This is a genomic window from Kitasatospora sp. NPDC051702 (assembly GCF_040681575.1).
In the GTDB taxonomy this organism is placed as follows: domain Bacteria; phylum Actinomycetota; class Actinomycetes; order Streptomycetales; family Streptomycetaceae; genus Kitasatospora.
This window is the reverse complement of the sequence record NZ_JBFAZB010000001.1, coordinates 382,846-409,038: the sequence shown is the minus strand read 5'-3', so window position 1 is coordinate 409,038 and position 26,193 is coordinate 382,846. Positions and strand designations below refer to the sequence as shown.

General features: G+C 73.1%; 24 protein-coding genes. 11 read left to right on the top strand and 13 right to left on the bottom strand.

Translation table 11 applies throughout. The features are described 5' to 3' along the window. The first annotated feature begins 23 nt into the window (after nt 1–23). The 5 genes from AB0N04_RS01725 (at nt 24) to AB0N04_RS01705 (ending at nt 6,938) form a co-directional block, all read left to right on the top strand. Entirely contained in the window at nt 24–911 is an 888-nt protein-coding gene (locus AB0N04_RS01725; protein ID WP_360214012.1) for an FAD binding domain-containing protein, read from the top strand. After that, nucleotides 908–1,396 (top strand): (2Fe-2S)-binding protein, encoded by a 489-nt coding sequence (locus AB0N04_RS01720; protein WP_360214010.1) that lies wholly within the window; start codon nt 908–910, stop codon nt 1,394–1,396. Before AB0N04_RS01725 ends, AB0N04_RS01720 begins: the two co-directional genes overlap by 4 nt. After that, nucleotides 1,393–3,759: a xanthine dehydrogenase subunit D gene (gene pucD / locus AB0N04_RS01715; protein ID WP_360214008.1), complete on the top strand. Its 2,367-nt coding sequence runs from the start codon at nt 1,393–1,395 to the stop codon at nt 3,757–3,759. Before AB0N04_RS01720 ends, pucD begins: the two co-directional genes overlap by 4 nt. A 299-nt stretch (nt 3,760–4,058) precedes the next feature. Beyond that, nucleotides 4,059–5,555 carry an NCS2 family permease gene (locus AB0N04_RS01710; protein ID WP_360214042.1) on the top strand — a complete coding sequence of 499 codons (1,497 nt, stop codon included), beginning with the start codon at nt 4,059–4,061 and terminating at the stop codon, nt 5,553–5,555. A 177-nt stretch (nt 5,556–5,732) separates the two neighbouring features. Beyond that, a complete protein-coding gene (locus tag AB0N04_RS01705; protein WP_360214006.1) occupies nt 5,733–6,938 on the top strand; it encodes an XdhC/CoxI family protein in 1,206 nt (401 codons plus the stop codon). Between the two features lie 157 nt (nt 6,939–7,095). On the opposite strand, the gene AB0N04_RS01700 is transcribed toward AB0N04_RS01705, so the two are convergent. Then, nucleotides 7,096–7,404, bottom strand: coding sequence for a hypothetical protein (locus AB0N04_RS01700; protein ID WP_360214004.1), 309 nt, complete (start codon nt 7,402–7,404; stop codon nt 7,096–7,098). A 159-nt stretch (nt 7,405–7,563) separates the two neighbouring features. Here AB0N04_RS01700 and AB0N04_RS01695 point away from each other — a divergent pair, with 159 nt between their 5' ends. Beyond that, a complete protein-coding gene (locus AB0N04_RS01695) occupies nt 7,564–7,857 on the top strand; it encodes a hypothetical protein (RefSeq protein ID WP_360214002.1) in 294 nt (97 codons plus the stop codon). Between the two features lie 96 nt (nt 7,858–7,953). Here the strand turns inward: AB0N04_RS01695 and AB0N04_RS01690 are convergent, their stop codons facing one another. The 12 genes from AB0N04_RS01690 to AB0N04_RS01635 form a co-directional block, all read right to left on the bottom strand. Continuing rightward, nucleotides 7,954–8,574: a LysE family translocator gene (locus tag AB0N04_RS01690; protein ID WP_360214000.1), complete on the bottom strand. Its 621-nt coding sequence runs from the start codon at nt 8,572–8,574 to the stop codon at nt 7,954–7,956. Between the two features lie 171 nt (nt 8,575–8,745). Next, nucleotides 8,746–10,503 carry an SDR family oxidoreductase gene (locus AB0N04_RS01685; RefSeq protein WP_360213998.1) on the bottom strand — a complete coding sequence of 586 codons (1,758 nt, stop codon included), beginning with the start codon at nt 10,501–10,503 and terminating at the stop codon, nt 8,746–8,748. Continuing rightward, nucleotides 10,500–11,465, bottom strand: a complete 966-nt coding sequence (locus tag AB0N04_RS01680) for a M24 family metallopeptidase (RefSeq protein WP_360213996.1) — start codon at nt 11,463–11,465, stop codon at nt 10,500–10,502. The genes AB0N04_RS01685 and AB0N04_RS01680 overlap by 4 nt, the downstream gene beginning before the upstream one ends. Before the next feature lie 129 nt (nt 11,466–11,594). Continuing rightward, on the bottom strand, nt 11,595–12,680 hold the full coding sequence (locus AB0N04_RS01675; protein WP_360213994.1) for a PDR/VanB family oxidoreductase: 1,086 nt from the start codon (nt 12,678–12,680) through the stop codon (nt 11,595–11,597). Between the two features lie 205 nt (nt 12,681–12,885). Continuing rightward, nucleotides 12,886–13,800, bottom strand: coding sequence for a metal-dependent hydrolase (locus AB0N04_RS01670; RefSeq protein WP_360213992.1), 915 nt, complete (start codon nt 13,798–13,800; stop codon nt 12,886–12,888). A 252-nt stretch (nt 13,801–14,052) separates the two neighbouring features. Further along, nucleotides 14,053–14,832, bottom strand: coding sequence for an IclR family transcriptional regulator C-terminal domain-containing protein (locus AB0N04_RS01665; RefSeq protein ID WP_360213991.1), 780 nt, complete (start codon nt 14,830–14,832; stop codon nt 14,053–14,055). Nucleotides 14,833–15,237: 405 nt separating this feature from the next. Then, a complete protein-coding gene (locus AB0N04_RS01660; RefSeq protein ID WP_360213990.1) occupies nt 15,238–16,698 on the bottom strand; it encodes a catalase in 1,461 nt (486 codons plus the stop codon). An 86-nt stretch (nt 16,699–16,784) separates the two neighbouring features. After that, a complete protein-coding gene (gene alc, locus AB0N04_RS01655) occupies nt 16,785–18,044 on the bottom strand; it encodes an allantoicase (RefSeq protein WP_360213988.1) in 1,260 nt (419 codons plus the stop codon). Between the two features lie 9 nt (nt 18,045–18,053). Next, nucleotides 18,054–19,454: an allantoinase AllB gene (gene allB / locus AB0N04_RS01650; protein ID WP_360213986.1), complete on the bottom strand. Its 1,401-nt coding sequence runs from the start codon at nt 19,452–19,454 to the stop codon at nt 18,054–18,056. A 126-nt stretch (nt 19,455–19,580) separates the two neighbouring features. Further along, nucleotides 19,581–20,723, bottom strand: coding sequence for a glycerate kinase (locus tag AB0N04_RS01645; protein ID WP_360213984.1), 1,143 nt, complete (start codon nt 20,721–20,723; stop codon nt 19,581–19,583). 445 nt (nt 20,724–21,168) lie between these two features. Then, on the bottom strand, nt 21,169–22,056 hold the full coding sequence (locus tag AB0N04_RS01640; RefSeq protein ID WP_360213982.1) for a 2-hydroxy-3-oxopropionate reductase: 888 nt from the start codon (nt 22,054–22,056) through the stop codon (nt 21,169–21,171). A gap of 69 nt (nt 22,057–22,125) precedes the next feature. Next, on the bottom strand, nt 22,126–22,971 hold the full coding sequence (locus AB0N04_RS01635) for a TIM barrel protein (protein WP_360213980.1): 846 nt from the start codon (nt 22,969–22,971) through the stop codon (nt 22,126–22,128). Nucleotides 22,972–23,185: 214 nt separating this feature from the next. On the opposite strand from AB0N04_RS01635, the gene AB0N04_RS01630 reads away from it, so the two are divergent. The 5 genes from AB0N04_RS01630 to pucL all read left to right on the top strand — a co-directional run bounded on the left by AB0N04_RS01630 (nt 23,186) and on the right by pucL (nt 26,059). Further along, nucleotides 23,186–23,431, top strand: coding sequence for a thiamine-binding protein (locus AB0N04_RS01630; RefSeq protein ID WP_360214040.1), 246 nt, complete (start codon nt 23,186–23,188; stop codon nt 23,429–23,431). Further along, complete coding sequence (locus AB0N04_RS01625) at nt 23,428–23,808, top strand: helix-turn-helix domain-containing protein (RefSeq protein ID WP_360213978.1); 381 nt, start codon at nt 23,428–23,430, stop codon at nt 23,806–23,808. The genes AB0N04_RS01630 and AB0N04_RS01625 overlap by 4 nt, the downstream gene beginning before the upstream one ends. A gap of 240 nt (nt 23,809–24,048) precedes the next feature. Beyond that, nucleotides 24,049–24,552: a 2-oxo-4-hydroxy-4-carboxy-5-ureidoimidazoline decarboxylase gene (gene uraD, locus AB0N04_RS01620; protein ID WP_360213976.1), complete on the top strand. Its 504-nt coding sequence runs from the start codon at nt 24,049–24,051 to the stop codon at nt 24,550–24,552. A 217-nt stretch (nt 24,553–24,769) separates the two neighbouring features. Continuing rightward, nucleotides 24,770–25,105 carry a hydroxyisourate hydrolase gene (uraH, locus tag AB0N04_RS01615; protein WP_350602013.1) on the top strand — a complete coding sequence of 112 codons (336 nt, stop codon included), beginning with the start codon at nt 24,770–24,772 and terminating at the stop codon, nt 25,103–25,105. A gap of 33 nt (nt 25,106–25,138) precedes the next feature. Continuing rightward, nucleotides 25,139–26,059, top strand: a complete 921-nt coding sequence (pucL, locus tag AB0N04_RS01610) for a factor-independent urate hydroxylase (protein ID WP_360213974.1) — start codon at nt 25,139–25,141, stop codon at nt 26,057–26,059. Nucleotides 26,060–26,193: the final 134 nt, after the last annotated feature.

The window sequence follows — 26,193 nt, the reverse complement described above, 5'->3', positions numbered from 1 at the left end:
CGACGACTTGAGGAGACACCCGCATGGAGTTCCTTCGGCCCGCTACCTGGGACGAGGCACTCGCGGCGAAGGCTGAGTACCCGACCGCGCTGCCCATCTCGGGCGGTACGGACGTCATGGTCGAGATGAACTTCGACGTGCACCGGCCATCCGCGATTCTCGACCTGAACCGCGTCACCGAGCTGACCGAATGGTCGAACGACGGCAGCGTCGTCAAGCTCGGCGCCTCGGTCCCCTACGCCCGGATCATCGACGAGCTGTCCGGGCCGCTGCCCGGGCTGGCGCTGGCGGCCCACACCGTCGGTTCGCCGCAGATCCGCAACCGCGGCGGCGTCGGCGGCAACCTCGGCGGCGCCTCCCCCGCCGGTGACGCGCACCCCGCGCTGCTGGCGGCCGGCCGCGACGTGTTCGTCGAGGCGGCCTCGGTGCGCGGGACCCGGATGATCCCGATCGACGAGTTCTACGTCGGGGTGAAGCGCAACAGCCTGGAGGCGGACGAGCTGATCCGGGCCGTGCACATCCCGGTCGCGGACGGCCCGCAGCAGTTCTCGAAGATCGGCACCCGCAACGCCATGGTGATCGCGGTCTGCGCCTTCGGCTTCGCCCTCCACCCCAAGAACGGCACGGTCGGCACCGGCATCGGTTCGGCCGCCCCCACGCCGCGCCGCGCCGTCGAGGCCGAGGAGTACCTGCAGGGCGTGCTCGCCGAGCGCGGCCTCTGGGAGTCCGGCGGCCTGCTGGGCACCGAGGTGATCCAGCGCTTCGGCGAGCTGGTGAAGGCCGCGGCCTCGCCGATCGACGACGTCCGCGGCACCGCCGAGTACCGGCGCCACTCCCTGGCCGTGATGGCCCGCCGCACCCTCACCTGGTGTTGGAACGACTACAGCAAGCAGATCAGGAGCGCGGCATGAGGGTCACTTTCACCGCCAACGGCAAGCCGGTCGAGGCGGACGACGTCTGGGAGGGCGAGAGCCTCCTGTACGTGCTGCGCGAGCGGGTCGGCCTGCCCGGCTCGAAGAACGCCTGCGAGCAGGGCGAGTGCGGCTCCTGCACCGTCTACCTGGACGGCGTGCCGGTCTGCTCCTGCCTGGTCGCGGCCGGCCAGGTGCAGGACCGCGAGGTGCGCACCGTCGAGGGCCTGGCCGAGGAGGACGGCGAGCTGGGCCTCGTCCAGCAGGCGTTCATCGACGCCGGCGCCGTGCAGTGCGGCTTCTGCACCCCCGGCCTGCTGGTGCAGACCGACGCACTGCTGGAGCGGGACGCCCAGCCGAGCGACAACGACATCCGCGAGGCGCTGTCGGGCAACCTCTGCCGCTGCACGGGCTACGAGAAGATCATGGACGCGGTGCGGCTGGCGTCCGCCCGCAAGTGCGCCGGGGAGGCGGAGTCCGCATGAGCACGCGCACCATCCAGGGACAGAAGAACCTCCAGAACATCGACCAGGCGTCCAAGGACGGCATCGGCGGCTCGCCGCTGCGCCCGGACGGCAACCTGAAGGTCAAGGGCGAGTTCGCGTACTCGTCCGACATGTGGCACGAGGACATGCTCTGGGGTATGGCGCTGCGCTCGCCGCACCCCCGCGCCAACATCCTCTCCGTCGACATCTCCGAGGCGCTCAAGGTGCCCGGCGTCTACGCGGTGCTCACCCACCGGGACATCCCCGGCTCGAAGTACTACGGCCTGGAGATCCAGGACCAGCCGGCGCTGGCCATCGACAAGGTCCGCTACCACGGCGAGGCGATCGCGCTGGTCGCGGCCGACCACCCTGAGACGGCCCGCCGCGCGGTGAAGAAGATCAAGGTCGAGTACGAGGTGCTCACCCCGATCGTCACCGAGGAGCAGTGCCTCGACCCCGAGACCCACGGCTACGTGCACGAGCCGCACGAGTACAAGTCGCACGGGTACGGCAACATCTGCCACGAGCAGAAGCTGGTCTCCGGCCTCGGCGTCACCGACGAGGTGCGCGCGCTCGCGGACGTCGTCGTCAGCGGCGACTACGAGGTCGGCATGCAGGACCAGGCCTTCCTCGGCCCCGAGTCCGGCCTCGCGGTGCCCGCCGAGGACGGCGGCATCGACCTGTACATCGCCACCCAGTGGCTGCACGTCGACCGCCAGCAGATGGCCCCGGTACTCGACCTGCCCGAGGAGAAGGTCCGGCTCACCCTGGCCGGCGTCGGCGGCGCCTTCGGCGGCCGCGAGGACCTGTCGATGCAGATCCACGCCTGCCTGCTGGCCCAGCACACCGGCAAGCCGGTGAAGATCGTCTACGCCCGCGACGAGTCCTTCTTCGGCCACGTGCACCGCCACCCGGCGAAGATGCACTACGAGCACGGCGCCACCCGCGACGGCAAGCTGGTCTACGCCGACTGCCGGATCGTGCTGGACGGCGGCGCGTACGCCTCCGCCTCGCCCGCCGTCGTCGGCAACGCGGCCTCGCTCGGACACGGCCCGTACGTGATCCCGAACGTCAAGATGCACGCCATCGCGCTGTACAGCAACAACCCCTCCTGCGGCGCCATGCGCGGCTTCGGCGCCGTCCAGGCCGCCTTCGGCTACGAGACGCAGATGGACAAGCTGGCCGCCGCGCTCGGCATGGACCCGGTCGAGCTCCGGCAGCTCAACGCGATGTCGGAGGGCGACCACATGCCCACCGGCCAGCAGATCGACTCGCCGGCCCCGGTCGCCGAACTGCTGCGCCGCGTCAAGGACATGCCGCTGCCGCCGCCGCTGGACACCGAGCACCTGGACGTGCGCCAGCTGCCCGGCGCGCTGTCCAACACCTCGCACGGCGAGGGCATCGTGCGCGGTGTCGGCTACTCGGTCGGCATCAAGAACGTCGGCTTCTCCGAGGGCTTCGACGACTACTCCACCGCCCGGGTGCGCCTGGAGGTCATCGGCGGCGAGCCGGTCGCCATGGTGCACACCGCGATGGCCGAGGTCGGCCAGGGCGGCGTCACCGTGCACGCGCAGATCGCCCGCACCGAGCTGGGCGTCGAGCTGGTCACCATCCACCCGGCCAACACCGAGGTCGGATCGGCCGGTTCGACCTCCGCCTCCCGCCAGACGTACATGACCGGCGGCGCGGTGAAGCTGGCCGCCGAGGCCGTCAAGCGGGCGCTGATCGAGAAGGGCCGCCGCCGCTACGGCTGGACCCACGACGACATCACGCTCAACGGCGGCAAGGTCGTCTCGGCGGGCTCCGGCGCGCTGGTCTCCATGGTCGACCTGCTCGGCGACGAGGCCATCGACCTCACCCGCGAGCACCACCACCGCCCCACCGTCCCCTTCGACAAGGAGACCGGCCAGGGCTTCGGCCACGTCCAGTACACCTTCTGCGCCAACCGCGCGGTGGTGGACGTGGACGTCGACCTCGGCCTGGTCAAGGTGGTCGAGCTCACCGCCGTCCAGGACGTCGGCAAGGCGCTCAACCCGCTCTCCGTCGTCGGCCAGATCCAGGGCGGCTGCACCCAGGCGCTCGGCCTCGCCGTGATGGAGGAGATCATTGTGCGGGACGGGAAGGTGCGCAACGCCTCCTTCACCGACTACCTGATCCCCACCATCCTCGACACCCCGCCGATCCCGGTGGAGATCCTCGAACTGCCCGACCCGCACGCCCCGTACGGGCTGCGCGGCGTCGGCGAGGCCCCGACCGTGTCGGCGACGCCGTCGATCGTGGCCGCCATCCGCAACGCCACCGGCCTCGCGCTCACCCGGATCCCCGTCCGGCCCGAGCACCTGACCACCGAACAGCCCGGCTGACCGCGGGACCACGACCTCCCCGGGGCGGCGACCGTCTTCCCCGCCGCCCCGGGGCAGCGCAACCCCACACGGCATCACCCACCACGCAGTACAGGCACCCCCATGCACCACCAGCCGACACGCGTAAGCCCCATCCCGCTGCCTCTCCCACGCCGGGGTTCTGCAGCGGTGCGCACCACCTACGCACCGCAGGCACCGCCACAGTGTGCGCCCAGTGAGTCGAACAGTCCCCCTGCGCCAACCTCGTTGACTGGCGATCAGGTCGGCTCGCCCACCCCAACCCCCTTTGACACTTGGGAGTGGACATGACCCGGATCCCCACGGAAGCCGGCACCACCGAAGAAAGACCCGCCGAGGACGACACCACAGCGCCGTCCCCGGAAGCACGCCCGAAGAACGCGCTGGACTCGTACTTCAAGATCTCGGCCCGGGGATCGACGCTCGCCAACGAGCTGCGGGGTGGCCTCACCACCTTCATGGCGATGGCGTACATCATCCTGCTCAACCCGATCCTGCTCGGCGGCGCCGACAAGACCGGCTTCAAGCTCGACCACGCGCAGCTGACCACCGCCACCGCGCTGGCCGCCGCCGTCACCACCATCCTGATGGGCGTGATCGGCAACGTGCCGCTCGCGCTCGCGGCCGGCCTCTCCGTCTCCGGCGCCGTCTCCGCGATCGTGGTCCCCAACACCACCTGGCCCCAGGCCATGGGCCTGTGCGTGGTCTACGGCCTCCTGATCGTCCTGCTGGTCGTCTCCGGCCTCCGGCAGAAGATCATGGACGCGATACCCCTGCCGCTCAAGCACGCCATCACCATCGGCATCGGCCTGTTCGTCGCCCTGATCGGCCTCGTGAAGTCCGGCTTCATCCACCACGGCCCGGACCCGTTCGGCCCGCCCGTCTCGCTCGGCCCCAAGGGCGAACTCGTCGGCTGGCCCGTCCTGGTCTTCGCGATCACCCTGCTGACCATCTTCGTGCTGCTCGCCCGCAAGGTGCGCGGCGCCATCCTGATCGGCATCGCCGGCGGCACCGTGGTGGCCTTCGTCGTCAACGCCACCGTCACGCTGCCCGAGCACACCTGGGCCAGCTCCGTCCCCGAGTGGCCCGGCAGCCCGATCGCGGCCCCCGACTTCGGACTCTTCGGCAAGGTCGACCTCTTCGGTGCCTTCGGCAGCCAGGGCATGGGCGCCATCAGCGCCTCGGTCGCGGTCTTCGCCCTCGTCCTGGCCGGCTTCTTCGACGCGATGGCGACCATCATCGGCGTCGGCACCGAGGCGGGCCTCGCGGACAAGCAGGGCCGGATGCCCGGCCTGTCCAAGGCGCTGTTCATCGACGGCGCCGGCGGCGCGGTCGGCGGTGTGGTCGGCGCGTCCGGACAGACCGTGTTCGTCGAGTCCGCCACCGGCGTCGGCGACGGCGCCCGCACCGGCCTCGCCTCCACCGTCACCGGCGCCATGTTCGCCCTGATGCTGTTCTTCTCCCCGCTCGCCGGCATCGTCCCGGTCGAGGTCGCCTCCGCCGCCCTCGTCGTGATCGGCTCGATGATGATGAGCCAGGCCCGGCACATCGACTGGTCGGACCGCGAGGTCGCCATCCCGGCCTTCCTCACCTGCGTCCTGATGCCGTTCACGTACAACATCACCGCGGGCGTCGCCGCCGGCGTCATCTCGTACGTGACCATCAAGGCCGGCACCGGCAAGTGGCGCGAGCCCAGTGCGCTGATGTGGATCCTCACCGTCGTGTTCCTGGTCTACTTCGCCCTCACCCCGGTCAAGTCCCTGCTGGGGGCCCACTAAGCGGCACCGCCGCCGTACGGGATCGTTTCCCGTACGGCGGCGTTCCGGCACCGGCCCCCGCCGCCCGTCCACGCCCTCCACGCCGTCCGCCCCGTCCGCCCCCACGAACCACGGCCCCCGACCCCGACCCCGCGGCCCGCCGGCCCGCCGGCCCCCGACCGACAAGGAGCCCCCGACATGCAGGACATCGCCGAGCAGCTGCAGGCCTGGCACGCGTCCGGGCGCTCCTTCGCCGTCGCCACCGTCGTCGGCGTCTCGGGCAGCGCGCCGCGCGACCCGGGCGCCGCACTGGCCGTGGACGCCGCCGGCGAGGCGGTCGGCAGCGTCTCCGGCGGCTGCGTCGAGGGTGCCGTCTACGAGCTGTGCCAGGCCGCCATCGAGTCCGGCGAGCCGGTGCTCGAACGCTTCGGCTACAGCGACGAGGACGCCTTCGCCGTCGGCCTGACCTGCGGCGGAATCCTCGACGTCTTCGTCCAGCCGGTCGTCCCCGGGGCCGACGCCGGACTCGACGCCGGCATCGCCTACATCGCCTCCGGCACCCCGGTGGCGCTCGCCCGGGTGATCGCCGGGCCCGGCGCACTGGCCGGCGCCACCGTCGCCGTCACCGCCGACACCCACCACGGCGCCCTCTCCCCCGCCCCCACCGTCGTCGGCGCGCTCGAGCGGGCGATCGTCACCGAGGCCCGCGCCATGCTCGACGCCGGACGCACCGGGCGCATCGTGCTCGGCCTGGACGGCCGCCCCTGCGACGAGCACGAGCAGGGCACCGTCACCTGCTTCGTCGAGTCCTACGTGCCCGCGCCGCGGATGCTCGTCTTCGGCGCCATCGACTTCGCCGCCGCCGTCGTGCGGATCGGCAAGTTCCTCGGCTACCACGTGACCGTCTGCGACGCCCGCCCCGTCTTCGCCACCCGGCGGCGCTTCCCCGACGCCGACGAGGTCGTCGTCGACTGGCCGCACCGCTACCTCGACTCCCAGCTCGACCGGATCGACGGGCGCACCGTGCTCTGCGTGCTCACCCACGACGCCAAGTTCGACATCCCGCTGCTGGAACGCGCCCTGCGGCTGCAGGTCGGCTACGTCGGCGCGATGGGCTCGCGCCGCACCCACCGGGACCGCGAGACGCGGCTGCGCGAGGTCGGCCTCACCGAGGCCGAGATCGGCCGGCTGCGCTCACCCATCGGGCTCGACCTCGGGGCCCGCACACCCGAGGAGACGGCCGTCTCCGTCGCCGCCGAGATCGTCGCCCACCGGCGCGGCGGCAGCTGCCTGCCGCTGAGCGCCGGGGACGGGCCGATCCACCACGAGGCCGCCGCGCAGGCCCCCGCCACCGACGCGCCCTCACCCGCCGCCCTCACCCGGGCCTCGTCGCACGCGGCCTGAGCGGACCGCGGTCGGGGTCTGGGTCTGGGTCTGTGTCTGTGTCACGGTCGGGGCCGCAGCCGGTGTAACGGCCGGGCCGCGGTCGGGATCGGGAGGCCGGCCCGGGGGCGGGTGCGGCGGTCGGCTGCGGACCCGGCGGCGGCGGTCGCCGGCCGGCTCAGCCCTCCGGGACGGGGGCGGTGACCACCGCGTGCGCCTCCAGGATCCGCGGCGGCACGGTCGGGATGCCCACCTCCTCGAGGATCGGCATCAGCACCTCGCTGAACCGGATGAACGCCCCGCGGGCCTCCCACACGTCCGTGACGTGCCAGCCGTCCTCCGTCGGCCCGGCCGCGTGCGAGAGGAGGCCCGGGACCGGCAGGTCCGAGGGCTGGTGGAGGCCCTTTCCGCCGGTCAGCCGGTAGATCGCGGCGTCGTACTGGGCCTGGGTGACACCGGGGATGTCGAAGAGCACGATGATCGCCATGTGTCGCTCCTGTGCGCTCGGGAATGGCGATTCCCATGCAGCCCCGGCGCCGTCACCGCGGCCAGTCCTGGGCGGCCGGCCGAGTGACGTTGCGTGCCCACCGCCGCGGCGGGACGCTGGAGTTGCGGACTCGCCCGAGCCCCGGGAAGGAGCGGCGTCATGCGCGCGCTGCTGGAGATCGAGATCGACACCGAGACGTCCAACAGGCTCATCGCCGACGGCTCGATCGGCGAGAAGTTCGAACGGCTCCTCGGGAACCTCAAGCCGGAGGCGGCCTACTTCTTCGCCCGCAACGGACGCCGCTGCCAGATCATCGTCGTGGACGTCCCCGACGAGGCGGCGCTGCCGTCCATCTGCGAACCGTTCTGGCTCGAGATGAACGCCGACATCGACGTGCACCTCTGCATGAACGCCCGGGAACTGCGCGAGGGGCTCTCCCGGCTCGGCCGCTGAGCGGGGCGTCCGGCGGGGTACGACGGGCGGGCGGCGACTGGCGGCGGGGGCGGGCAGCGAGGGACGGGCGGCGGCGGACGGGCAGCGGCGGGCGGCTCAGTCCGAGAGGGCCAGCTTCAGGCCGAAGCCCACCACCACGATCCCGGTGACCCGGTCCATCAGTCGGCGCGCGGCCGGGCGGCGCAGCCAGCCGCGCACCGCCTGCGCGAAGCCCACCAGGACCGTCGACCAGAGCAGGCCCTCCACGACGTGCACGCAGGTCAGCGCCACGCCGGCGGCGAAGTGCGGCGCCCCGGCCGGGATGAACTGCGGCAGCACCGCCACGTAGAAGACCCCCACCTTGGGGTTGAGCAGGTTGGTCAGCGCACCGCGCCGCCAGCCCTGGACGAACCCGCCGTCCGCGGGCCCCTCCTCGGCTTCCGGCTGCCCGCTCCTGCCGCGCAGCATCCCGACGCCCATCCAGACCAGGTACGCGGCCCCGCCCCAGCGCAGCGCCTCGTAGGCCAGCTGCGAGGCCGTCAGCAGCGCCGTCACCCCGGCCGAGGTGAGCGAGCCCCACACCAGGGTGCCGGTCTGGATCCCCAGCACGACCCCCCACGCCTGCCGCCGCCCGCCCAGCGCGGACGTCCGCAGGACCAGTGCCGTGTCGAGCCCGGGCGTGAGCGTGAGCAGGCCCACCACCAGCGCGAATGACCAAAGAGCCGTCGTCATCTCCATGGACCTCGATCCTGTCACACCCTCCGGGGCAGCCCACGGCCCCGCCCCCTCGCCGGGTCGTCCCGACGGTCGGTCCGGCGGTCGTGCCGTGCGGTCGTCCCGGACGGTCGTCCCGATGGTCGGTCCGGCGGTCGTGCCGGTGGGGGCGGGGTGCCGTGGCAGCGGGCCCGGTCAGGTGACGTCGAGGCGGGCGGCGAGGCGCAGCAGGGCCGGGCTGAGGCGGCTCAGGAAGCGGGCGGCCTTGGCCTCGGGGGTGACCGGGACGACCGGCCGGTTGGTGCGGACGGCGTCCAGGATCGCGGTGGCGACCTTCTCCGGGGGGAAGCCGCGGCGGGCGTAGAGCCGGGCGGCGCGGGCCTGCTTGGCGGCCTGTTCGGCGTCGGTGGTGGCCGAGAAGGTGGAGGTGCGGGTGATGTTGGTGTTGACGATGCCGGGGCAGATCGTCGAGACGCCGATGCCGTGCCCGGCGAGCTCGGCGCGCAGGCAGTCCGAGAGCATGAACACCGCGGCCTTGCTGGTCGCGTAGGCGGTGAGGGCCTTGGAGGGCAGGTAGGCGGCGGCCGAGGAGACGTTGACCAGGTGGCCGCCCCGGCCGCGGTCGGCCATCAGCGCGGCGAAGGCGCGGCAGCCGTGGATGACGCCCCAGAGGTTCACGTCCAGGACGCGCTGCCACTCCTTCTCGGTGGTCTGCAGGAACGTGCCGGAGTGGCCGATCCCGGCGTTGTTGACCACCACGTCGGGCACGCCGTGCTCGGCGGCCACCGCCTGCGCGAAGGCGTCCACGGCCGCGCCGTCGGCGACGTCCACCCGGTAGGCGTGCGCCGGCGGGCCGATCAGCGAGGCGAGTTCGGCGGTGCGCTCGGCGGCGTCGAGGTCGAGGTCGCAGACCACCACGCGGGCGCCGTCCTCGGCGAAGGCCAGCGCCGTCGCCCGGCCGATGCCGCTGCCGCCGCCCGTCACCACCACCAGCCGTCCGTCCCCCAGGGACCGTGCGGACCGCTGCGGGGCCTGCGCGCCGCCGCGCTCGATCCGGCCGGTGAACTCCCGGACCAGCCCGGCCACGGTGGCCCCCTGCTCCAGCAGCGCCGACCAGTGCCCGGCGTGCAGCGTCCGCCGGGTCAGGTTCGGCACCCAGCGCTCCAGGCCCTCGGAGAGGTAGGTGCCGACGTAGCGGTCCCGGGTGAGGGTGACCAACTGGACCGGCACCTGCGTCGGGCGCTCCCGCGGACTGCGCAGCGCGGGGCGGAAGTTGGCCCGGTACAGCTCGATGCCGCGCACCGCGTCGCGGCGCAGGCTGGGCTGCGGGTGGTCCGCCCGCGGGGTGACCCGCTCCAGGTCGCGCAGCACCCGCGGCCAGGCCCGGGCCAGGCCCAGGCGCCACACGCCCGGCGCGAGGAAGGGCAGGTGGAAGGCGGTGATGTACCAGGAGTGGACGCCCTGGTGGAGCAGTTGACCGAGATGGCGCGGAGTGGGCCGGCGCATCCGGTGGCGCAGCCAGTAGCCCATGTGGTCCAGGCAGGGGCCGGACATGGTCGTGTAGGAGGCGATCCGGTGCTCGGCGCCCGGCTCGGTGACGGCCTCCCAGGACTGCAGCGAGCCCCAGTCGTGGGCGACCACGTGCACCGGGCGGTCCGGGCTGACGGCGTCGGCGACCGCGAACAGGTCGTCGGCCAGCTGTGCCAGCCGGTAGCCGTCGCGGGTCGTCGGCACACCGGACTCGCCGGCGCCGCGCACGTCGTAGCGGACCACGTGGTGGTCGCGCGCGAGGTCGGCGGCGACGTCGTCCCAGACGGCGTGGGTGTCCGGATAGCCGTGCACCAGCAGGACGGTGGGGGCGTCCGGGTCGCCCTGCTCGAAGACGGCGAGCGCCAGACCGCCGGAGTGGACGGTGCGGCGGCGGACGGTCCCGTCGGGGGCGGGGGTGCTCATCGGGTGGCCTCCAGGGTGGCGGTCGAGGGGGTCGGCTCGTCGGTTCGCCCGGTCGTCGGCCCGGCGGGGGCGGGGGCGGGGGCGGAGGCGGAGGCGGGGGACGCCGCGGGCGCGGGGGCGGCCGCGGTGCCCGCGGCGTCCTGCCAGCGGCGGACGTGCGGCAGGTCGTCGTCGAGCCAGTGGGCGTCGTCCTCCGTCACCACCAGCAGCTCCTCGGACTTGATGCCCACGCCGCGGAAGCCGATGTGCGGCTCGACCGCCCACAGGCCCGGGGTGGGCGCGTGCCGGGACGACCGACCGTCCGCCCACAGCGGCGAGCGGCCGTGCAGCCGCTCGGTGACCAGTTCGCGGCCGAGGGTCTGCAGGGTCCGCACGCCGAAGCCGAGGACGTTGACCCCGGCCGGGCCGCGCGCGGTGGTGCGGGTGACCTGGTGGCCGATCACCCGGCCCGGGTACACCCGGTGGCGGTTGTCGTAGCCGTGCGCGGCGATCTGCGCGTCCACGGCCGCGTACACCTGGTCGAGCGGCTTGCGGGCGCGCACCTCGGCGAGGATCAGCTCCCGGTACACCTGGAGGTCCGCGGCGAGGCGGTCCCAGACCGGGTTCTCGCCGACCTTGCCCCCGTAGCCGATGTCGGCGGTGTAGCCGTCGACCACGGGCGCGCAGTCCAGCACGTACGGCATGCCCTCCTCCAGGCGGCGGTTGCCGGCGAAGAACTGCAGCGGGGTGCGGAAGTGCCGGAACGCCGTGCGGTCGCCGAACCAGGCGAAGGGGACGTGGAAGAAGTCCTGCACCCCGGCCGCGACCAGACGGCGGCGCAGCTCGGCGGTGGTCTGCCGTTCGGTGACGCCCGGTTCGATCCAGGCGGCGACCTGTTCGGCGCAGTGGTAGGCGAGCTGCTGGGTCTCCCGGAAGCGGGCGAGGTCGCGCTCGTCGTAGGGGAAGGTCGGGGGGTTCGCCATCCTTGGCTCCTTCGGCAGGTCGAGCACGAGGTCGGACACGCTGCGGGTGCGGCGCCCCGTACGCCAGGCTGCGCCGGGGCGTTGGGTGCGCCAGGGTGCGCCGGGGCGTTGGGTGCGCCAGGGCAAGCCCTACAGGTCGAGCACCAGGGTCTCGCCCTCGGCGGCCCGGGAGACGCAGGGCAACAGGGCGCCGGCGGCGCGCTGCTCGGGAGTGAGGCGGCGGTCCCGGTGCTCGGGCGTACCGGCCACCAGGCGGACCTCGCAGGTGCCGCAGAAGCCCTGGTGGCAGGAGTACGGGAGGTCCGGCCTGGCCTCGCGCAGCACGTCCAGGGCGGAGCGGTCCGCGGGGACGTCCAGCTCCGGGCCGTCGGCGCCCAGACGCAGCGTGAAGGGCGCGCCGTCGGTGACCGGGGCGGCACCGAAACGCTCGAAGTGCAGGGCCCTGGCCGGGGATCCGTCCAGGGCGCGCTGGACGGCGGTGAGCATCGGGGCCGGGCCGCAGCAGTACACGGCCGCGCCGCGCGGGGCGTGGGCGAGCAGTTCGGCGCCGCCGGGCACGCCGTGGTCGTCGTCGGTGCGCAGTACCACCCGCCGCGGGTCCAGGGCGCGCAGCTCGTCCGTGTAGGGCAGGGTGTCGGCGCTGCGGCCGGTGTGCACCAGGCGCCAGTCGAGGCCGAGCCGCTGCGCCTCCCGGGCCATCGGGAGCAACGGGGTGATACCGATGCCTCCTGCGAGCAGCAGGACGGCCGGTTCGGCGCAGAAGGCGAAGCCGTTGCGGGGCCGGCGGGCGGTCAGCCGGCTGCCGGGGTGCAGGGCCTCGTGGACCTCGACGGAACCGCCGCCGCCACCGGGGAGGCGGCGCACGGCGATCCGGTAGGCGGCGCGGTCGGCCGGGTCGCCGGTCAGCGAGTAGTGGCGCTCACGGCCGGAGGGCAGGGCGAGGCGCAGGTGGGCGCCGGGCTGCCAGGGTGGCAGCGCCCCGCCGGAGGGGTCGGCCAGGGTCAGCTCGACGACGTCGCCGGCGAGCTGTCGGCGGGCCCGGACGACCAGCTGGAGCGGTGGGGTGGGGCGGCTGAGCGGCCGGCGGGGGTTGCGGCGCAGCAGCGGGCTGCCGAGGGCCGGGGAGTAGCGGTCGCCGAAGGCGGTGAGCCGGCGCATGAAGCTGTCGGCGCGGGGGCGGCCGTAGAGGTCGGGGGGCGGGTCGAGCAGGTCCATCCGGCGGTCCTTGGCGTCAGGGCGGGGTGAGAACGGCAGGCGGGCGGGGGTCACGGCGGGCGGCGGGGTGAGCGGGGCGGGGTTGGGCGGACGGACTTCTGCGAACAGATCACAGAGTTCAGATTTCAGCGAACAGATAACAGATAACAGATAACAGATGACGTTCTCTGTTCGCTGAAATCTGTCAGCTGAAACCCGCCGCTCCTCAGCGACCCGCGGCGGCGCGGGCGGCCGGAGAGGTGGCGAGGTAGCCGAGGGCCTGGCTGGAGGACCCCTCCTGGGTCGGGTGGTAGCCGGGCCGCAGGTAGCGCAGACCGGAGCGGACCGACCGGAGCGGGTCGGGCAGCAGGCCGCGCTTGGCGATCCGCCCCGCCTCCCGCCAGGTGGGCTTGAGCCGGCCGTTCAGCGTCGGGTCGGCGGCGAGCAGGAAGCGGGCCCCGCGCACCCAGAGGTGGACCAGCAGCGGCCCGGAGACGGCCATGCCGCGGACCCTCCGCAGGTAGCCCGGGTCGAGGTGGACCATCAGGTCGAAGGCGACGCTGCGGTGCTCGACCTCCTCGGCGCCGTGCCAGCGCAGCAGGTCGAGCATCGTCGGGTCGGCCTCGGCGCGGTCCAGGCCCGGGGAGTTGAGCGCCCAGTTCCCGAGGAAGGCCGTGAAGTGCTCGATCGCCGCGATGAAGGCGACCCGCTCGATGATGTTCTCGCGCCGGCGGGCCGGGGAGAGCCCGGGCTTGTCGCCGAGGACGCGCTGGAACAGCCAGGAGATCTGCCGGACGTAGGGGCGCGGGTCGAGCCCCTGGCCGAGCAGGTGGTCGAGGACCTCCTGGTGGGCCTCGGCGTGGATGGCCTCCTGCCCGATGAACCCCAGGACCTCCTCCCGCAGTTGCTCGTCGCGGATCAGCGGCAGCGCCTCCTTGAACACCTTGACGAACCAGCGCTCGCCCTCGGGCAGCAGCAGGTGCAGGACGTTGATCACGTGGGTGGCCATCGGCTCGTCGGGGATCCAGTGCAGCGGCAGCCGGGACCAGTCGAAGCGGACGTCCCGGGGCTCCAGGACGAGGCTGTCGTGCACGCGGGCGGCGTCTGCGGCGAGGACGGGAACGGAGGTGGTTCGGGGCATGGCAGGCCCTCCTGACCTGGGGGCGGCGGCTCGGCTCAGGGAAACGTACTCGCGGGTAGTGACCGGGACAAGGGTTTCGGCGACTCTTATCGACATCGAGTCTAATAAGTGATGTGCACCGCCGGACGGCCCGCGAAACACGGCCGGGAAGGGCTGCTGCGGAACACCGCTCCGGCCACCCGGCCCCACGAACGCGCGGGGCCCCGCCGGATCACTCGGATCCGGCGGGGCCCACGGGGGCGACCGCGGCGCTCAGACCGCCATCGCCAGCATCAACGGCGCCGCCCTGGCCGCCAGCAGTTCCGCCGCGGCCCTCAGCCGGTGCACGTTGTCCACCGGCATCGAGGTCGCCAGGCAGCCCACCGTGCTGCCCGCCGTCACGGGCACGGCCGCGCAGACCGTGCCGAGCGCGTACTCCTGGATGTCCAGCACCGGCACGGTGGCCGGCTGCCGCTCCAGCCGGTGCATCAACTGGTCGGCGTCGGTGACCGTCCGGGAGGTGAGCCGGGCGACGGGGTGCCGGGAGAGGTGGTCGCGACGGCCGTCCACGTCGAGCTGACTGAGCAGGCACTTGCCGATCGCGCTGGCGTGCGCGGTGGCCCGGAAGTCCACCCACTCCTGCACCGCGGGCGCGTAGTCGGCCGCGGCGACGGCCTCGACGGTCAACTCCCCGTCGTGGTAACGGCTGAAGTAGACGGCCGCGCCCAACTCATCGCGCAGCTCAACGAGTTTGCGGTTCAGCCGGGCCTTCACCAGCTGCTCCCGGTTGTGCTGGCCGAGCAGGGCGAAGGTGCCGCCGAGCACCCAACCGCCGTCCTGGCACTGGAGATAGCCCTCGATCTCGAGGATCTCCGCCAGCTGCCGGACGGTCGGCAGGCCGAGCGAGGTCTCCCGGGCGAGGGCCACCAGGGTGGCCCCGTCGGGGTGGCGGTCGACGGCTTCCAGCAGTCTGAGGGCGTACTGCAGGGAGGTGAACGGGCTGCTCTGGCCCTGGTCCGGCGCGGCGTGGCGACCCGGGGCTGGTGTCGACATGTCGTCCCCTTCCGATGTCCCCCCACGGAGCGACCGCGGGCACCGTCCAGCCTATCGACCCGGGGGCTCCGGCAGGCGAGGTCCGTGAAACTCCGTGAACATTCCGTGGAGCCGTTCCCAGCGGATCCCCAGGAAACTCCCAGCCGCCGCCCAGTCGGCTCCCAGCTCACCCCCGGCCACCCCCGCCCCGCCGCCGTCCGCCGCCGTCCGCGCCCGACCGGCCGGGCGTACGCGAACGGGCCCCTCCCCCACTGCCCTGGGGGGAGGAGCCCGTCGTGCGGCCGCCGGGGTGCGGGCCCCGGCGACCGGTGAGGGTGCGTCAGTCAGTCAGTCAGTCGGCCGGCCCCGCGCGGGAACCGCCGTCCCACGCGGGTACCGCCGTCCCGCGCGGCCGCCGCCCGGGTGTCAGCCCTCGTCGCCCGCGCGCAGCTTGGCGACGGCCGCCTCCAGGCGGGCGCCGTACTCCTCGTCGGCGGCGTGGAAGTGGGCGAGGTTCTTCTCGACGACGTCGTCGCGGGTCACCTGGGCGAGGAAGCCCGCGATGTTGTTGATGAGGCGGGTCTTCTCGCCCGCGGACATCAGCCGGTACAGCTCGCCCGCCTGGAAGAAGTCGTCGTCCTTGGTGTGGGCGGGCGTGGTGTAGGTGCCGGTGTAGCCGTTCAGCTTGACCGGCGCGGCGAGCGCGTCGTCGGTCTGGGCCGGGCCGTCGTACGAGTTGGGCTCGTAGTTCTTGCCGCGGCCGGACTTGTTGACGGCGTGCAGGCCGTCGCGGCCGTAGTTGTTCGCCTCGGTGGCGCGCGGGGCGTTCACCGGCAGCTGGGTGTGGTTGACGCCGAGGCGGTAGCGCTGGGCGTCCGCGTAGGCGAACAGGCGGCCCTGGAGCATCTTGTCCGGGGAGGGGCCGATGCCGGGCACGAAGTTGTTCGGCGAGAACGCGGACTGCTCGACGTCGGCGAAGACGTTCTCCGGGTTCCGGTTGAGCACCAGGCGGCCGACCTTGACCAGCGGGTAGTCGGCGTGCGGCCACACCTTGGTGAGGTCGAACGGGTTGAAGCGGTAGTCGGCGGCCTCGGCGACCGGCATCAGCTGGACGTAGAGGGTCCAGGACGGGAACACGCCGCGCTCGATGGCCTGGTGCAGGTCGCGCTGGTGCGAGTCGGCGTCCGCGCCGAGCACCTCGGCGGACTGGTCGCCGTCCAGCGAGCGGATGCCCTGGTTGGTCTTGAAGTGGTACTTGACCCAGAAGGCCTCGCCCTGGGCGTTGACCCACTGGTAGGTGTGCGAGCCGTAGCCGTTCATGTGGCGGTAGGAGGCCGGGATGCCGCGGTCGCCGAAGAGCCAGGTGATCTGGTGGGTGGAGGCGGGCGAGTGGGCCCAGAAGTCCCAGACGTTGTCCGCCTCCTGCACGCCGGTGAACGGGTCGCGCTTCTGCGAGTGGATGAAGTCGGGGAACTTGATCGGGTCCTTGATGAAGAACACCGGGGTGTTGTTGCCGACCAGGTCGTAGTTGCCCTGCTCGGTGTAGAACTTCAGCGCGAAGCCGCGCGGGTCGCGCACCGCGTCGCTGGAGCCCAGGTTGCCGGCCACGGTGGAGAAGCGCAGGAAGACCTCGGTGCGCTTGCCGACCTCGGCGAGGAAGTCCGCGCGGGTGTACTGCGACACCTCGTCGGTGACCTCGAAGTAGCCGTAGGCGCCGGAGCCGCGGGCGTGCACGACGCGCTCCGGGATGCGCTCGCGGTTGAAGCGGGCCAGCTTCTCCAGCAGCTGCTGGTCCTGGATCAGCAGCGGGCCGTACTCGCCGGCCGAGGCCGAGTTCTGGTTGTCGGCGACCGGGGCGCCGGACTCCGTGGTCAGGTTCTTGGACATGGAGGGTCCTTCAGGTGTCGATAAAGGCGGTGCGGAGAGTGGTCTGACGGCCGCCGGGCGGGCGCCGGGGCCCGCCCGGGGCGCCGTCAGATGCCGAGCAGGCGCCAGAGCGCCGAGCGGCGGCGGGACGAGTGCTCGCCGTCGGGGCCGTCGGCGGGCTGGAGCGCCGCGACGGCGGCGGTGACCGCGGCCTGGTCGGCCAGCGGGCGGGCGGCGGCCAGCGCGGCGGCCTCCTCGGCGCTCAGGCCGGCCTCGGTGAGGGCCGCGGCGGCCTCGGCGGCCGGGACGGCGTCGAACCAGCGCAGCGCGAGGGCCGCACGGCCGGACTCGGTGAGGCGGCCGGTGAGACGGAGCCGGGCGAGGCCGCCGTCCGGGTAGACGTTGATGCGCACGTGGGTCACCGGGCGGCCGACGTCGAGCCGGAAGCGGTGCCGGGTGTCGGGCTGCAGGCGGGTGCGGGGCAGGATCTCGAACCACTCGCCGTCGGCCGGGTCCGCCCCGGTCGAGGCGTCGAAGCCGACGAGGTCGGCCCAGCCGGGGGCATTGGCGACGAAGTGGGTGGTGTCCACCTCGGCGGCCAGGACCTCACCGCCCCCGGCCAGGGCGATCTGCACCCAGTCGTTGGCCTTGTCGCGCCGACGCCGGGTCTCCCAGCCCTCGCCCATGACGGAGGCGCGACCGGGAGCGTTCAGGTTGTGCGGGGAGGAGAAGTAGCGGTCGGACGCCGCCTCGGCCACGCCGCCGTACTCCTGGGCGGCCAGGTCGAAGGTGAGGCCGTCCAGTTCGCGCGGGTCGGGCAGCACCTCGCCGTGCACCCGCAGCCGGGCCACGCCGCCGTCCGGGAAGATGTTGAGCCGGACGTGGGTGTAGCGGGCGGCGTCCTCGACGGCGAACTCGTGGGCGGTGTCGCCCTGGAGCGGGGTCCGCGGGACGAGGGTGGTCCACTCCGCGCCGGCCAGTTCCCCGGGCGAGGGGTGGCCGGGGACGGAGGCGGCCTCGACCGAGGCGCTCTCCGGGTAGTTGCCGGTGAAGTGCGCGGTGTCCACGACGAGGCCGCGGATCACACCGGCGGCGCCGAGCCGGACGATCGTCCAGTCGTGGTCCTGGTCGGTGGGGTGCGGCTGGTCGGCGCTGACGCCGCGGCGGCGCTTGGACTCCCAGCCGTCCATGATCTGGCCCTTGTGGCCGAAGGTGTGCGGGCGGAACTCGGCGGGCTTGGCGACCAGCAGGTTCTCGGCGTCGGCGAAGGTGTCCTCGTTGGTGGCGACGACGCCCGCACCCAGCAGCCGCGAGGCCAGGTCGACCAGCTCGGTGAAGGGAGCGCTCGGGGTGTCGGCAGGGGTCACGGAGTCTCCTCAGGACGGGCGATCGGTCGGGGTGGTGGCGGCGGCGGGCCGGGTGAGCTGGCGGCCGAAGGGCTCGGCGCCGGTGTCCACCACGCGGCCGCGCAGCCAGGTGGTGCGGACCACGCCGGTCAGCGTCCGGCCCGCGTACGGTGTCACCGGGTTGCGGTGGTGCAGTCCGGCGGCGTGGACGGCGAACTCGCCGTCGGGGTCGAAGGCGACCAGGTCGGCGTCGCGGCCCACCGCGATGGCGCCCTTGGTGGCGGTGAGGCCGGCCAGTTCGGCCGGTCCGCCGGACATCCAGCGGACCACGTCGACCAGGCCGTGGCCGCGGCGGCGGGCCTCGGTCCAGATCGCCGGCAGGCCGAGCTGCAGCGAGGCGATGCCTCCCCAGGCGGCCGCGAAGTCGCCGCTGCCGCCGTACTCGGGCAGCAGCTTGAGGTCGGGGGTGGAGGGCGAGTGGTCGGAGACGACGGCGATGAACTCGCCGTTCGCCAGGGCCTCCCAGAGCCGGTCCCGGTTGCCCTCGTCGCGGATCGGCGGGCAGCACTTGAAGGCGGTGTCGCCGTCCGGCACCTGTTCGGCGGCCAGGGTCAGGTAGTGCGGGCAGGTCTCGGCGGTGACGCGCACGCCGTCCTCGCGGGCCTGGCGCAGCAGCGGCAGCACGGCCGCGGAGGAGACGTGCAGGATGTGGACACGGGCGCCGGTGCGCCGGGCGGTGTCCAGCAGGTTGGCGACGGCGGCGGTCTCCGCGTCGGCCGGGCGGGAGGCGAGGAAGTCCCGGTAGTGGACGCCGGGTTGCTGCGGGGCGGCGGCCAGGACGGCCGGGTCCTCGGCGTGGATGATCGCCAGCGCCCCGATCCGGGCCTGCTCGGCCAGCGCGGCCTCCAGGTCGGCGGCCTCGACGTGCGGGAACTCGTCGACGCCGGAGGGCGCGAGGAAGCTCTTGAAGCCGAACACGCCCTCGCGGTGGAGGGGTTCGAGGTCCGGCACGTTGCCGGGCACGGCGCCGCCCCAGAAGCCGAGGTCGACCCAGGCCTGGCCCTCGGCGGTCTTCCGCTTGGCCACCAGTCCGTCCACCGTGGTGGTGGGCGGGATGGAGTTGAGCGGCATGTCGATGATCGTGGTGACGCCGCCGGCCGCGGCGGCCCGGGTGGCGGTGGCGAAGCCCTCCCACTCGGTGCGGCCGGGCTCGTTGACGTGCACGTGGGTGTCGACCAGGCCGGGCAGCAGGGCGGTGTCGCCGAGGTCGGTGAGGCCGCCCGCGACGTCGGGGCGGTCGCCCCCGAGGAGCGAGCCGTGGGTGGCGATCTGCTCGATCTTCCCGTCCCGGATCAGCACGTCGGCGGGGCGCTCGCCGTCGGGCAGGACCACCCGTCGGGAGCGGATCACCGCTGGCTGGCTGAAAGGCATGGGGGACCTCCGAAACCTGGGAGTTGGGGGGTGGGTGCCTGAGGGGGTCCGGGCCGGGGAACCGAGGGATTGCCGGGAGCCTAGGCCCGTCTTCAACAAAACGTCAATGGAGGAACGTACGAGTGGTCAGCCGGTCAGCAGGCGCCCGGCCAGCCGCTCCCCCGCCACCTCGGCGAGCTCGCCGGCCCTGGTCATGCTGTCCCCCGGCTGCTCGGCCAGGTCGGTGAGGGCGACGGCCTCGGCGAAGCCGGCGGCCCGCCACTCGGGCTCGGACAGTTCCAGCCGCCCTGCCACAGCGGCCACCCGAACCCCCGCCCGGGTGGCCGCCGCGGCGACGCCGGCGGGGGCCTTGCCGTGGAGCGTCTGCGCGTCCAGGCAGCCCTCGCCGGTCACGACGAGGCGTGCCCCACGCACGGCCTCGTCGAAACCCAGCAGTTCGAGCAGCAGCTCGATACCGGGTCGCATGGTGGCGCCGAGCAGGGCGAGGGCGGCGAAGCCCACCCCGCCCGCGGCCCCGGCGCCGGGGGCCTCGCGGACGTCGCGCCCGGTGGCCAGGGCGACCTCGTCGGCGAAGCGGGTCAGCCCCTCCTCGAGGACCACCAGGTCCTCGCCGTCGGCGCCCTTCTGCGGCCCGTAGACGGCGGTGGCGCCGCGCGGGCCGAGCAACGGGTTGTCCACGTCGCAGGCGACCACGATCTCGACGCCGGTCAGCGCGTCGGCCAGCGGCCCGAGGTCGATGTGCGCCAGCTTGCGCAGCGCGGCCCCGCCCGGCGGCAGTTCGGCGCCGTCCGCGTCCCGCAGGCCCACGCCGAGCGCCTGGACCATGCCCGCGCCGCCGTCGGTGCAGGCGCTGCCGCCGAGGCCGAGCACGATCCGCTTGGCGCCGAGCGCCACGGCCCGGCCGATCAGCTGGCCGACCCCGTAGGAGCCGGCCGCCAGCGGGGCGGTGCGGCCGCCGGGGAGCCTGGCGAGTCCGGAGGACTGGGCCAGCTCGACCACGGCGGTGTCGCCGCGGACGGCGAGCGCGGCGTCCACGGGCAGGCCGGTCGGACCGGCCACCTTGGCCGGGACGCGGGTGAAGCCGGCCGCGAGCGCGGCGGCCAGGGTGCCCTCGCCGCCGTCGGCGACGGGCAGTTCGCGCACCTCGACGCCGGGCGCGGCGCGCCGGATGCCGGCCGCGATCCGGGCGGCGACCTCGGCGCCCTCCAGGGTGCCCTTGAACTTGTCGGGAGCTACGACCACGTGGCCCTGGTGGGGGGTGACGGGCATGGTGTGGTCCTCACTTCCGTACGGGTGCGGCGAGGTTTCGCCGGCGTGTGCCAAGCATGTGCCCGGGTGCTGCGGGGGTGCGAGCCTCCGGGCGGAGAACGTGCGCCCGCGGTCAAGGGCGCTGCGCCCGCGGAGCCGCGGCACGCCGCCCGGCCGTCCGGACGCGGGGTGCGACCCCCTCCCCGCCGTTCCCCTCGTCCCGCTTCCGACGTACGAGGGGCTCCCCTCGGCGGGGAGGGGGCCAGGCGAAGCGCAACAGGCACGACCGAAGTGCCCCCGACAGGGAGTGTGCGCATCACCGGTTGGTTCGACCGGCGGGCGGGCGGATGAGCCCCGGTCCCGCACGCCGGTCGGGCATGGCCTCCTGGTGGCGCGGGCACGACCGGATGAGGTACACGCCACCAGGAGGAGTCGGTGGGGGGCTCGCGGGGAGCCCCCGGGGGTGTTACTTGACCTCGCGGCCCGAGAGGCGCTCGACGCCGCGCAGCAGCGCCGAGTGGTCGAGCGAGCCGTCGCCGTTGGCGCGGGCGGAGGCGACCAGCTGGGCCACCACGGCGCCGACCGGCAGCGCGGCGCCCACGGCGCGGGCGGCGTCGGTGACGATGCCCATGTCCTTGTGGTGCAGGTCGATGCGGAAGCCGGGGGCGAACTCGCGGTTGAGCATGTTCGCCTTCTTGCGGTTCAGCACGGTCGAGCCGGCCAGGCCGCCGCCGAGCACGTCCAGCGCGGCGGCGAGGTCGACGCCGGCGTTCTCGAGGAACACCACGGCCTCGGCGAGCACCTGGATGTTCACGGCGACGATCAGCTGGTTGGCGGCCTTGACGGTCTGGCCGGCGCCGGCCGGGCCGACGTGGACGACCGTGGTGCCCAGGGCGTCGAACAGGGGCTTCGCCTCGGCGAAGTCGGCGGCCTCGCCACCGACCATGATCGACAGGACGGCCTCGACGGCACCGGCCTCGCCGCCGGAGACCGGGGCGTCCAGGGTCCGGACGCCCTTCTCCTTGGCGGCCGCCTCGACCTTGATCGAGGTCTGCGGGGTGATCGAGGACATGTCGATCACCAGGGTGCCGGGCCTGGCGTTCTCCAGGACACCGCCCTCGCCCAGGATGACCTGCTCGACGTGCGGGTCGGCCGGGACCATGGTGATGACGACCTCGGCGTCCTTCACCGCGTCCGCGATGGAGGAGGCGCCGTGACCGCCGGCCGCGACCAGCGCGTCGATCTGGGGCTGGGTGAGGTTGTAGCCGGTGACGTGGTGGCCGGCCTTGACCAGGTTGGCGGCCATCGGGCTGCCCATGATGCCGAGGCCGATGAAGGCGATCTTGCGGCTCATCGCGTCGTTCCTTACGTCGTTCGTGGAGTGGGGAGGCGGGGGGCTTGCGGGGCGGCGGGCCCGGCGGCGCTACTCGGCGGCGCGGTGCTCGCGCGGCAGCCACCCGAAGCTGTCGGCGCTGACGCCGGTGGAGGGGCGGTACTCCAGGCCGATCCGGCCGGTGTACCCGGCGGCGGTGAGCCGCGTGAAGAGGTCCTCGAAGTCCAGGTCGCCGGTGCCGGGCTCGTTGCGGCCCGGGGTGTCGGCGATCTGCACGTGGCCGAAGCGGTCGGCGTAGGCGTCGATGACGGCCGGCAGGTCCTCGCCGTTCCTGGCCAGGTGGTACAGGTCGCAGAGGAACTTCGCGTTGCCCAGGCCGGTGGCGGCGTTGACCTTGTCGACCACCTCGACCGCCGCGGCGGCGGAGACCAGCGGGTAGTCGGGGGACTCGGCCTCGTTGAGCGCCTCGACGAGCAGGATCGCGCCGACCTCGTGGGCGGCCCTGGCGGCGATCACCAGGTTCTCCAGCGCGAGGGCGTCCTGCTCGGCGGGCTCGACGCCCTCGACGCGGTTGCCGTAGAGCGCGTTGAGCGCCTTGGTGCCGAGCGAGGCGGCGAGCGCCGCGGCCACCGGGACGTTGGCCCGGAAGCGGTCCTTCTCGGCCGGGACCGAGACGGTCCCGCGCACGCCGAGGGTCAGGTCGTCCAGGAAGTTGAGCCCGGTGAGCTGCACGCCCGCGTCGCCGAAGGCCTTGCGGAGCGCGTCCAGGTCGGCCTCGGCCGGGGTGGCGTCGGCCCCGAAGGGCCACCAGAGCTCGGCGGCGGTGAAGCCGGCCGCGGCGGCCGCGGCGGGGCGCTCCAGCAGCGGCAGTTCGCTGAACAGGATCGACAGGTTGACCGTGAAGCTGTGCCGGGAAGCGGCCGTCACGTCACTCACCTCTCACTCTCTTCCGAGATCCTCAACTTCCACGATCCGGAAGAGGGATTCTGCTTGGTGGAAGCATGTCCGGCCCGTCGAGCGGGTGTCAAGACCGCCGCAACATTTTGTTGAAGAAGCCCCGGGGCGGCTCACCCACCAGCACCGCGGCTGTTCGATCGACCAGCCCCTGCCCGCCCGCACCGCCGATCGCTACAGTGAGCACGTGCGATTGATGGTGGAGTTCACGACAGAACCGTTCGAACTGGACACGTTCCCCGAGCACGCCGCGGCGGCTCGCAAGGTCGTCGACGAGGCCGGCCTGGCCGTGTCGGTCGGCCCCTTCGGGACCGGCGCCGAGGGCGAGGCCCAGCAGGTCCTCGACGCGGTGACCAAGCTGCTCCGGGAGACCCTGGACGCCGGCGCGACCCGAATCTCCGTCCAGGTCAGCGTGTTGGGCCAGGAGGGCGGTGCGCCGTGACCGAGCACCTGGAACACCCGCTCGCGGCGGCGATAAAGCCACTGCTGGACGCGGTCGGCGCGACGCCCGTCCCGCTGGACGAGGCGAAGTCCGAGGACGTCGTCCTGGAGTGGGAGGGCGCCCCGGCCCTCGCCGTCCGGCTGCCGCACCTGAGCAGTGCGCTGGACCGGCTGCTGGCCGAGATGGGCCGCCAGTTCGACGGCCGCCCGCTGGCCGAGCTGGACCGCCTGGAGAAGCAGCGGGTCGTCGCCCTCCTGGAGGAGCGCGGCGCCTTCACCGTCCGGCACGGGGTCGAGACGGTCGCCTCGGCGCTCGGCGTCAGCCGCTTCACCGTGTACAACTACCTCAACCGCCAGGACGGCTCGAAGTCCTCCTGACCGCCGCCGGTCCGACGCTGTCGAATCGCCCGACCGGAGGCCCTCCGGACGGGTGAACCCCGCCGGTACGGCCAGTCTGGATCAGCCCCCGGCGGGGCACACTTGGCGAATCGCACACGAAACGGCCCGGCGACGGAGGCCGGTTCAAAACGTAACCACCAACCGTTCAACAAAGTGTTGACGGCCGGGTGGGGTGGATCTAGCTTGTGCGGGTGGCACCACTCTTCAGGAGGTCCACCTGTGACCAACCACCCCCACGCCCTTGACGCCCTGGCCGCGGCCGACGCCGCGGACCTGAAGGCGATCCTGCTGGAGATCTGCTCCAGCCCCGGCTGGGCCGACGCCGTCGCGCAGGCCGAGCCCTGGTCCGACCGCGAGAGCCTGCTCGCCGCCAACGCGGCGGCGATGGCCTCGCTCACGGTCTCCGACCTGCACGACGCGATGGCCGGCCACGCCCGGATCGGCAAGCCCAAGGCGGGCGACGCCACCTCCGAGCGGGAACAGGCCGGCATCCAGGGCGTGGACCGAGCGCTCCTCGACGAACTGCACGAGGCCAACGCGGCCTACGAGGCCAAGTTCGGCCACGTGTTCCTGATCTGCGCGACCGGCCGCACCGCGGCCACGATGCTCGCCGCCCTGCGCGAGCGCCACCCCAACGACCCCGCCGTCGAGGCGGAGATCGTCCGGGGCGAGCTGCGCAAGATCAACGACATCCGGCTCAACCGGCTGCTCGACGAGTCCTGACGGCACCGGGCGGGCCCGGCGGGCGCGGATCCGGCGATCCCGGTCCCACCTCCGACCGCACCCGACCGGACCCGCGCCCGGACCGACAGCCGGGCCCGCACCCGGGCCCGCACCCGGTCCCGCGCCCCGCGGAACACGCCCGACGGGGCACGCCTGACGTACCGTCAGGATTCACCGACGCAGCATCACCTCTGCCATCAGTAAGGTCACTTCACCCATGACTGGCATCTCCACCCACGTGCTCGACACCAGCCTCGGCCGCCCGGCCGAGGGTGTCCCCGTCGAGCTCGCACTGCACACCGAGGGTGGCTGGCAGGTGCTCGGCACCTCCGCCACGGACTCCGACGGCCGGGCCAAGGACCTGCCGGCCGTGGAGGCGGGCTCGGTCGTCCGGCTGCTCTTCGACACCGCCGCGTACTACGCGCGCAAGTCCGAGGAGACGCCGTTCTTCCCCGAGGTCTCGATCGTCTTCACGGTCGCGCCCGCGCAGCACCACTACCACGTGCCGCTGCTGCTCAACCCGTTCGGATACTCGGTCTACCGCGGAAGCTAGTAGACCGACCTGGAAGCATTTAGGAGCCACGTCATGGCCCACGTGCTCGGTCAGAACCAGTACGGCAAGGCGGAGAACCGCATCGTGCGGATCTACCGCGACTCCACCCGGCACGAGATCAAGGACCTGAACGTCTCGGTCTCCCTCCAGGGTGAGTTCGAGGACGTCCACCTCACCGGCTCGAACGCCAACTGCCTCCCCACCGACACCACCAAGAACACCGTGTACGCCTTCGCCAAGGAGTACGGGATCGAGTCGGCCGAGGCCTTCGGCATCCTCCTGGCGCGCCACTTCGTCGACGACACCGAGCGCGGCGTCGTGCACAGCGCCCGGATCCGGATCGAGGAGTACGCCTGGGACCGGATCAAGACGCCGGACAACTCGGCCCGCTTCATCGGCTCGGAGGAGGTCGGCCACTCCTTCGTCCGCAACGGCCAGGAGACCCGCACCACCGAGGTCGTCTACGACGGCGAGTCCGTCCAGGTCATCTCCGGCCTGAAGGACCTCATCGTCATGAACTCCACCAACTCGGAGTTCTGGGGCTACATCAAGGACAAGTACACCACCCTGCAGGAGGCGTACGACCGCATCCTCGCCACCCAGGTCACCGCCCGCTGGAAGTACGGGTACAGCGGCCGTGACGGCGAGGCCCAGCCCAACTGGAACCGCTCCTACACCCACGTGCGGCGCCACATGCTGGAGGCGTTCGCCGAGACCTACTCCTACTCGCTGCAGCAGACCCTGCACTCGATGGGCACCCGGGTCCTGAACAACCGCGCCGAGGTGGACGAGGTCCGCCTCGAACTGCCGAACAAGCACCACTTCCTCGTCGACCTGGAGCCGTTCGGCCTCAAGAACGACAACGAGGTCTACTACGCCGCGGACCGCATGTACGGCCTCATCGAGGGCACCGTGCACCGCGAGGGCGTCGTACCGGTCATCCCGGTCGTCTGACCTCCCCCACCCCATGGACACCGCCCGGAATCGCCGCACCCTCCGGCCCCCTACGGCCGGTCGAGTCCGGGCGGACGGCAGTACCCGCACCACCGGCACCACCAGTTTCTCCACCCCCACCCACCGGAGTTCGT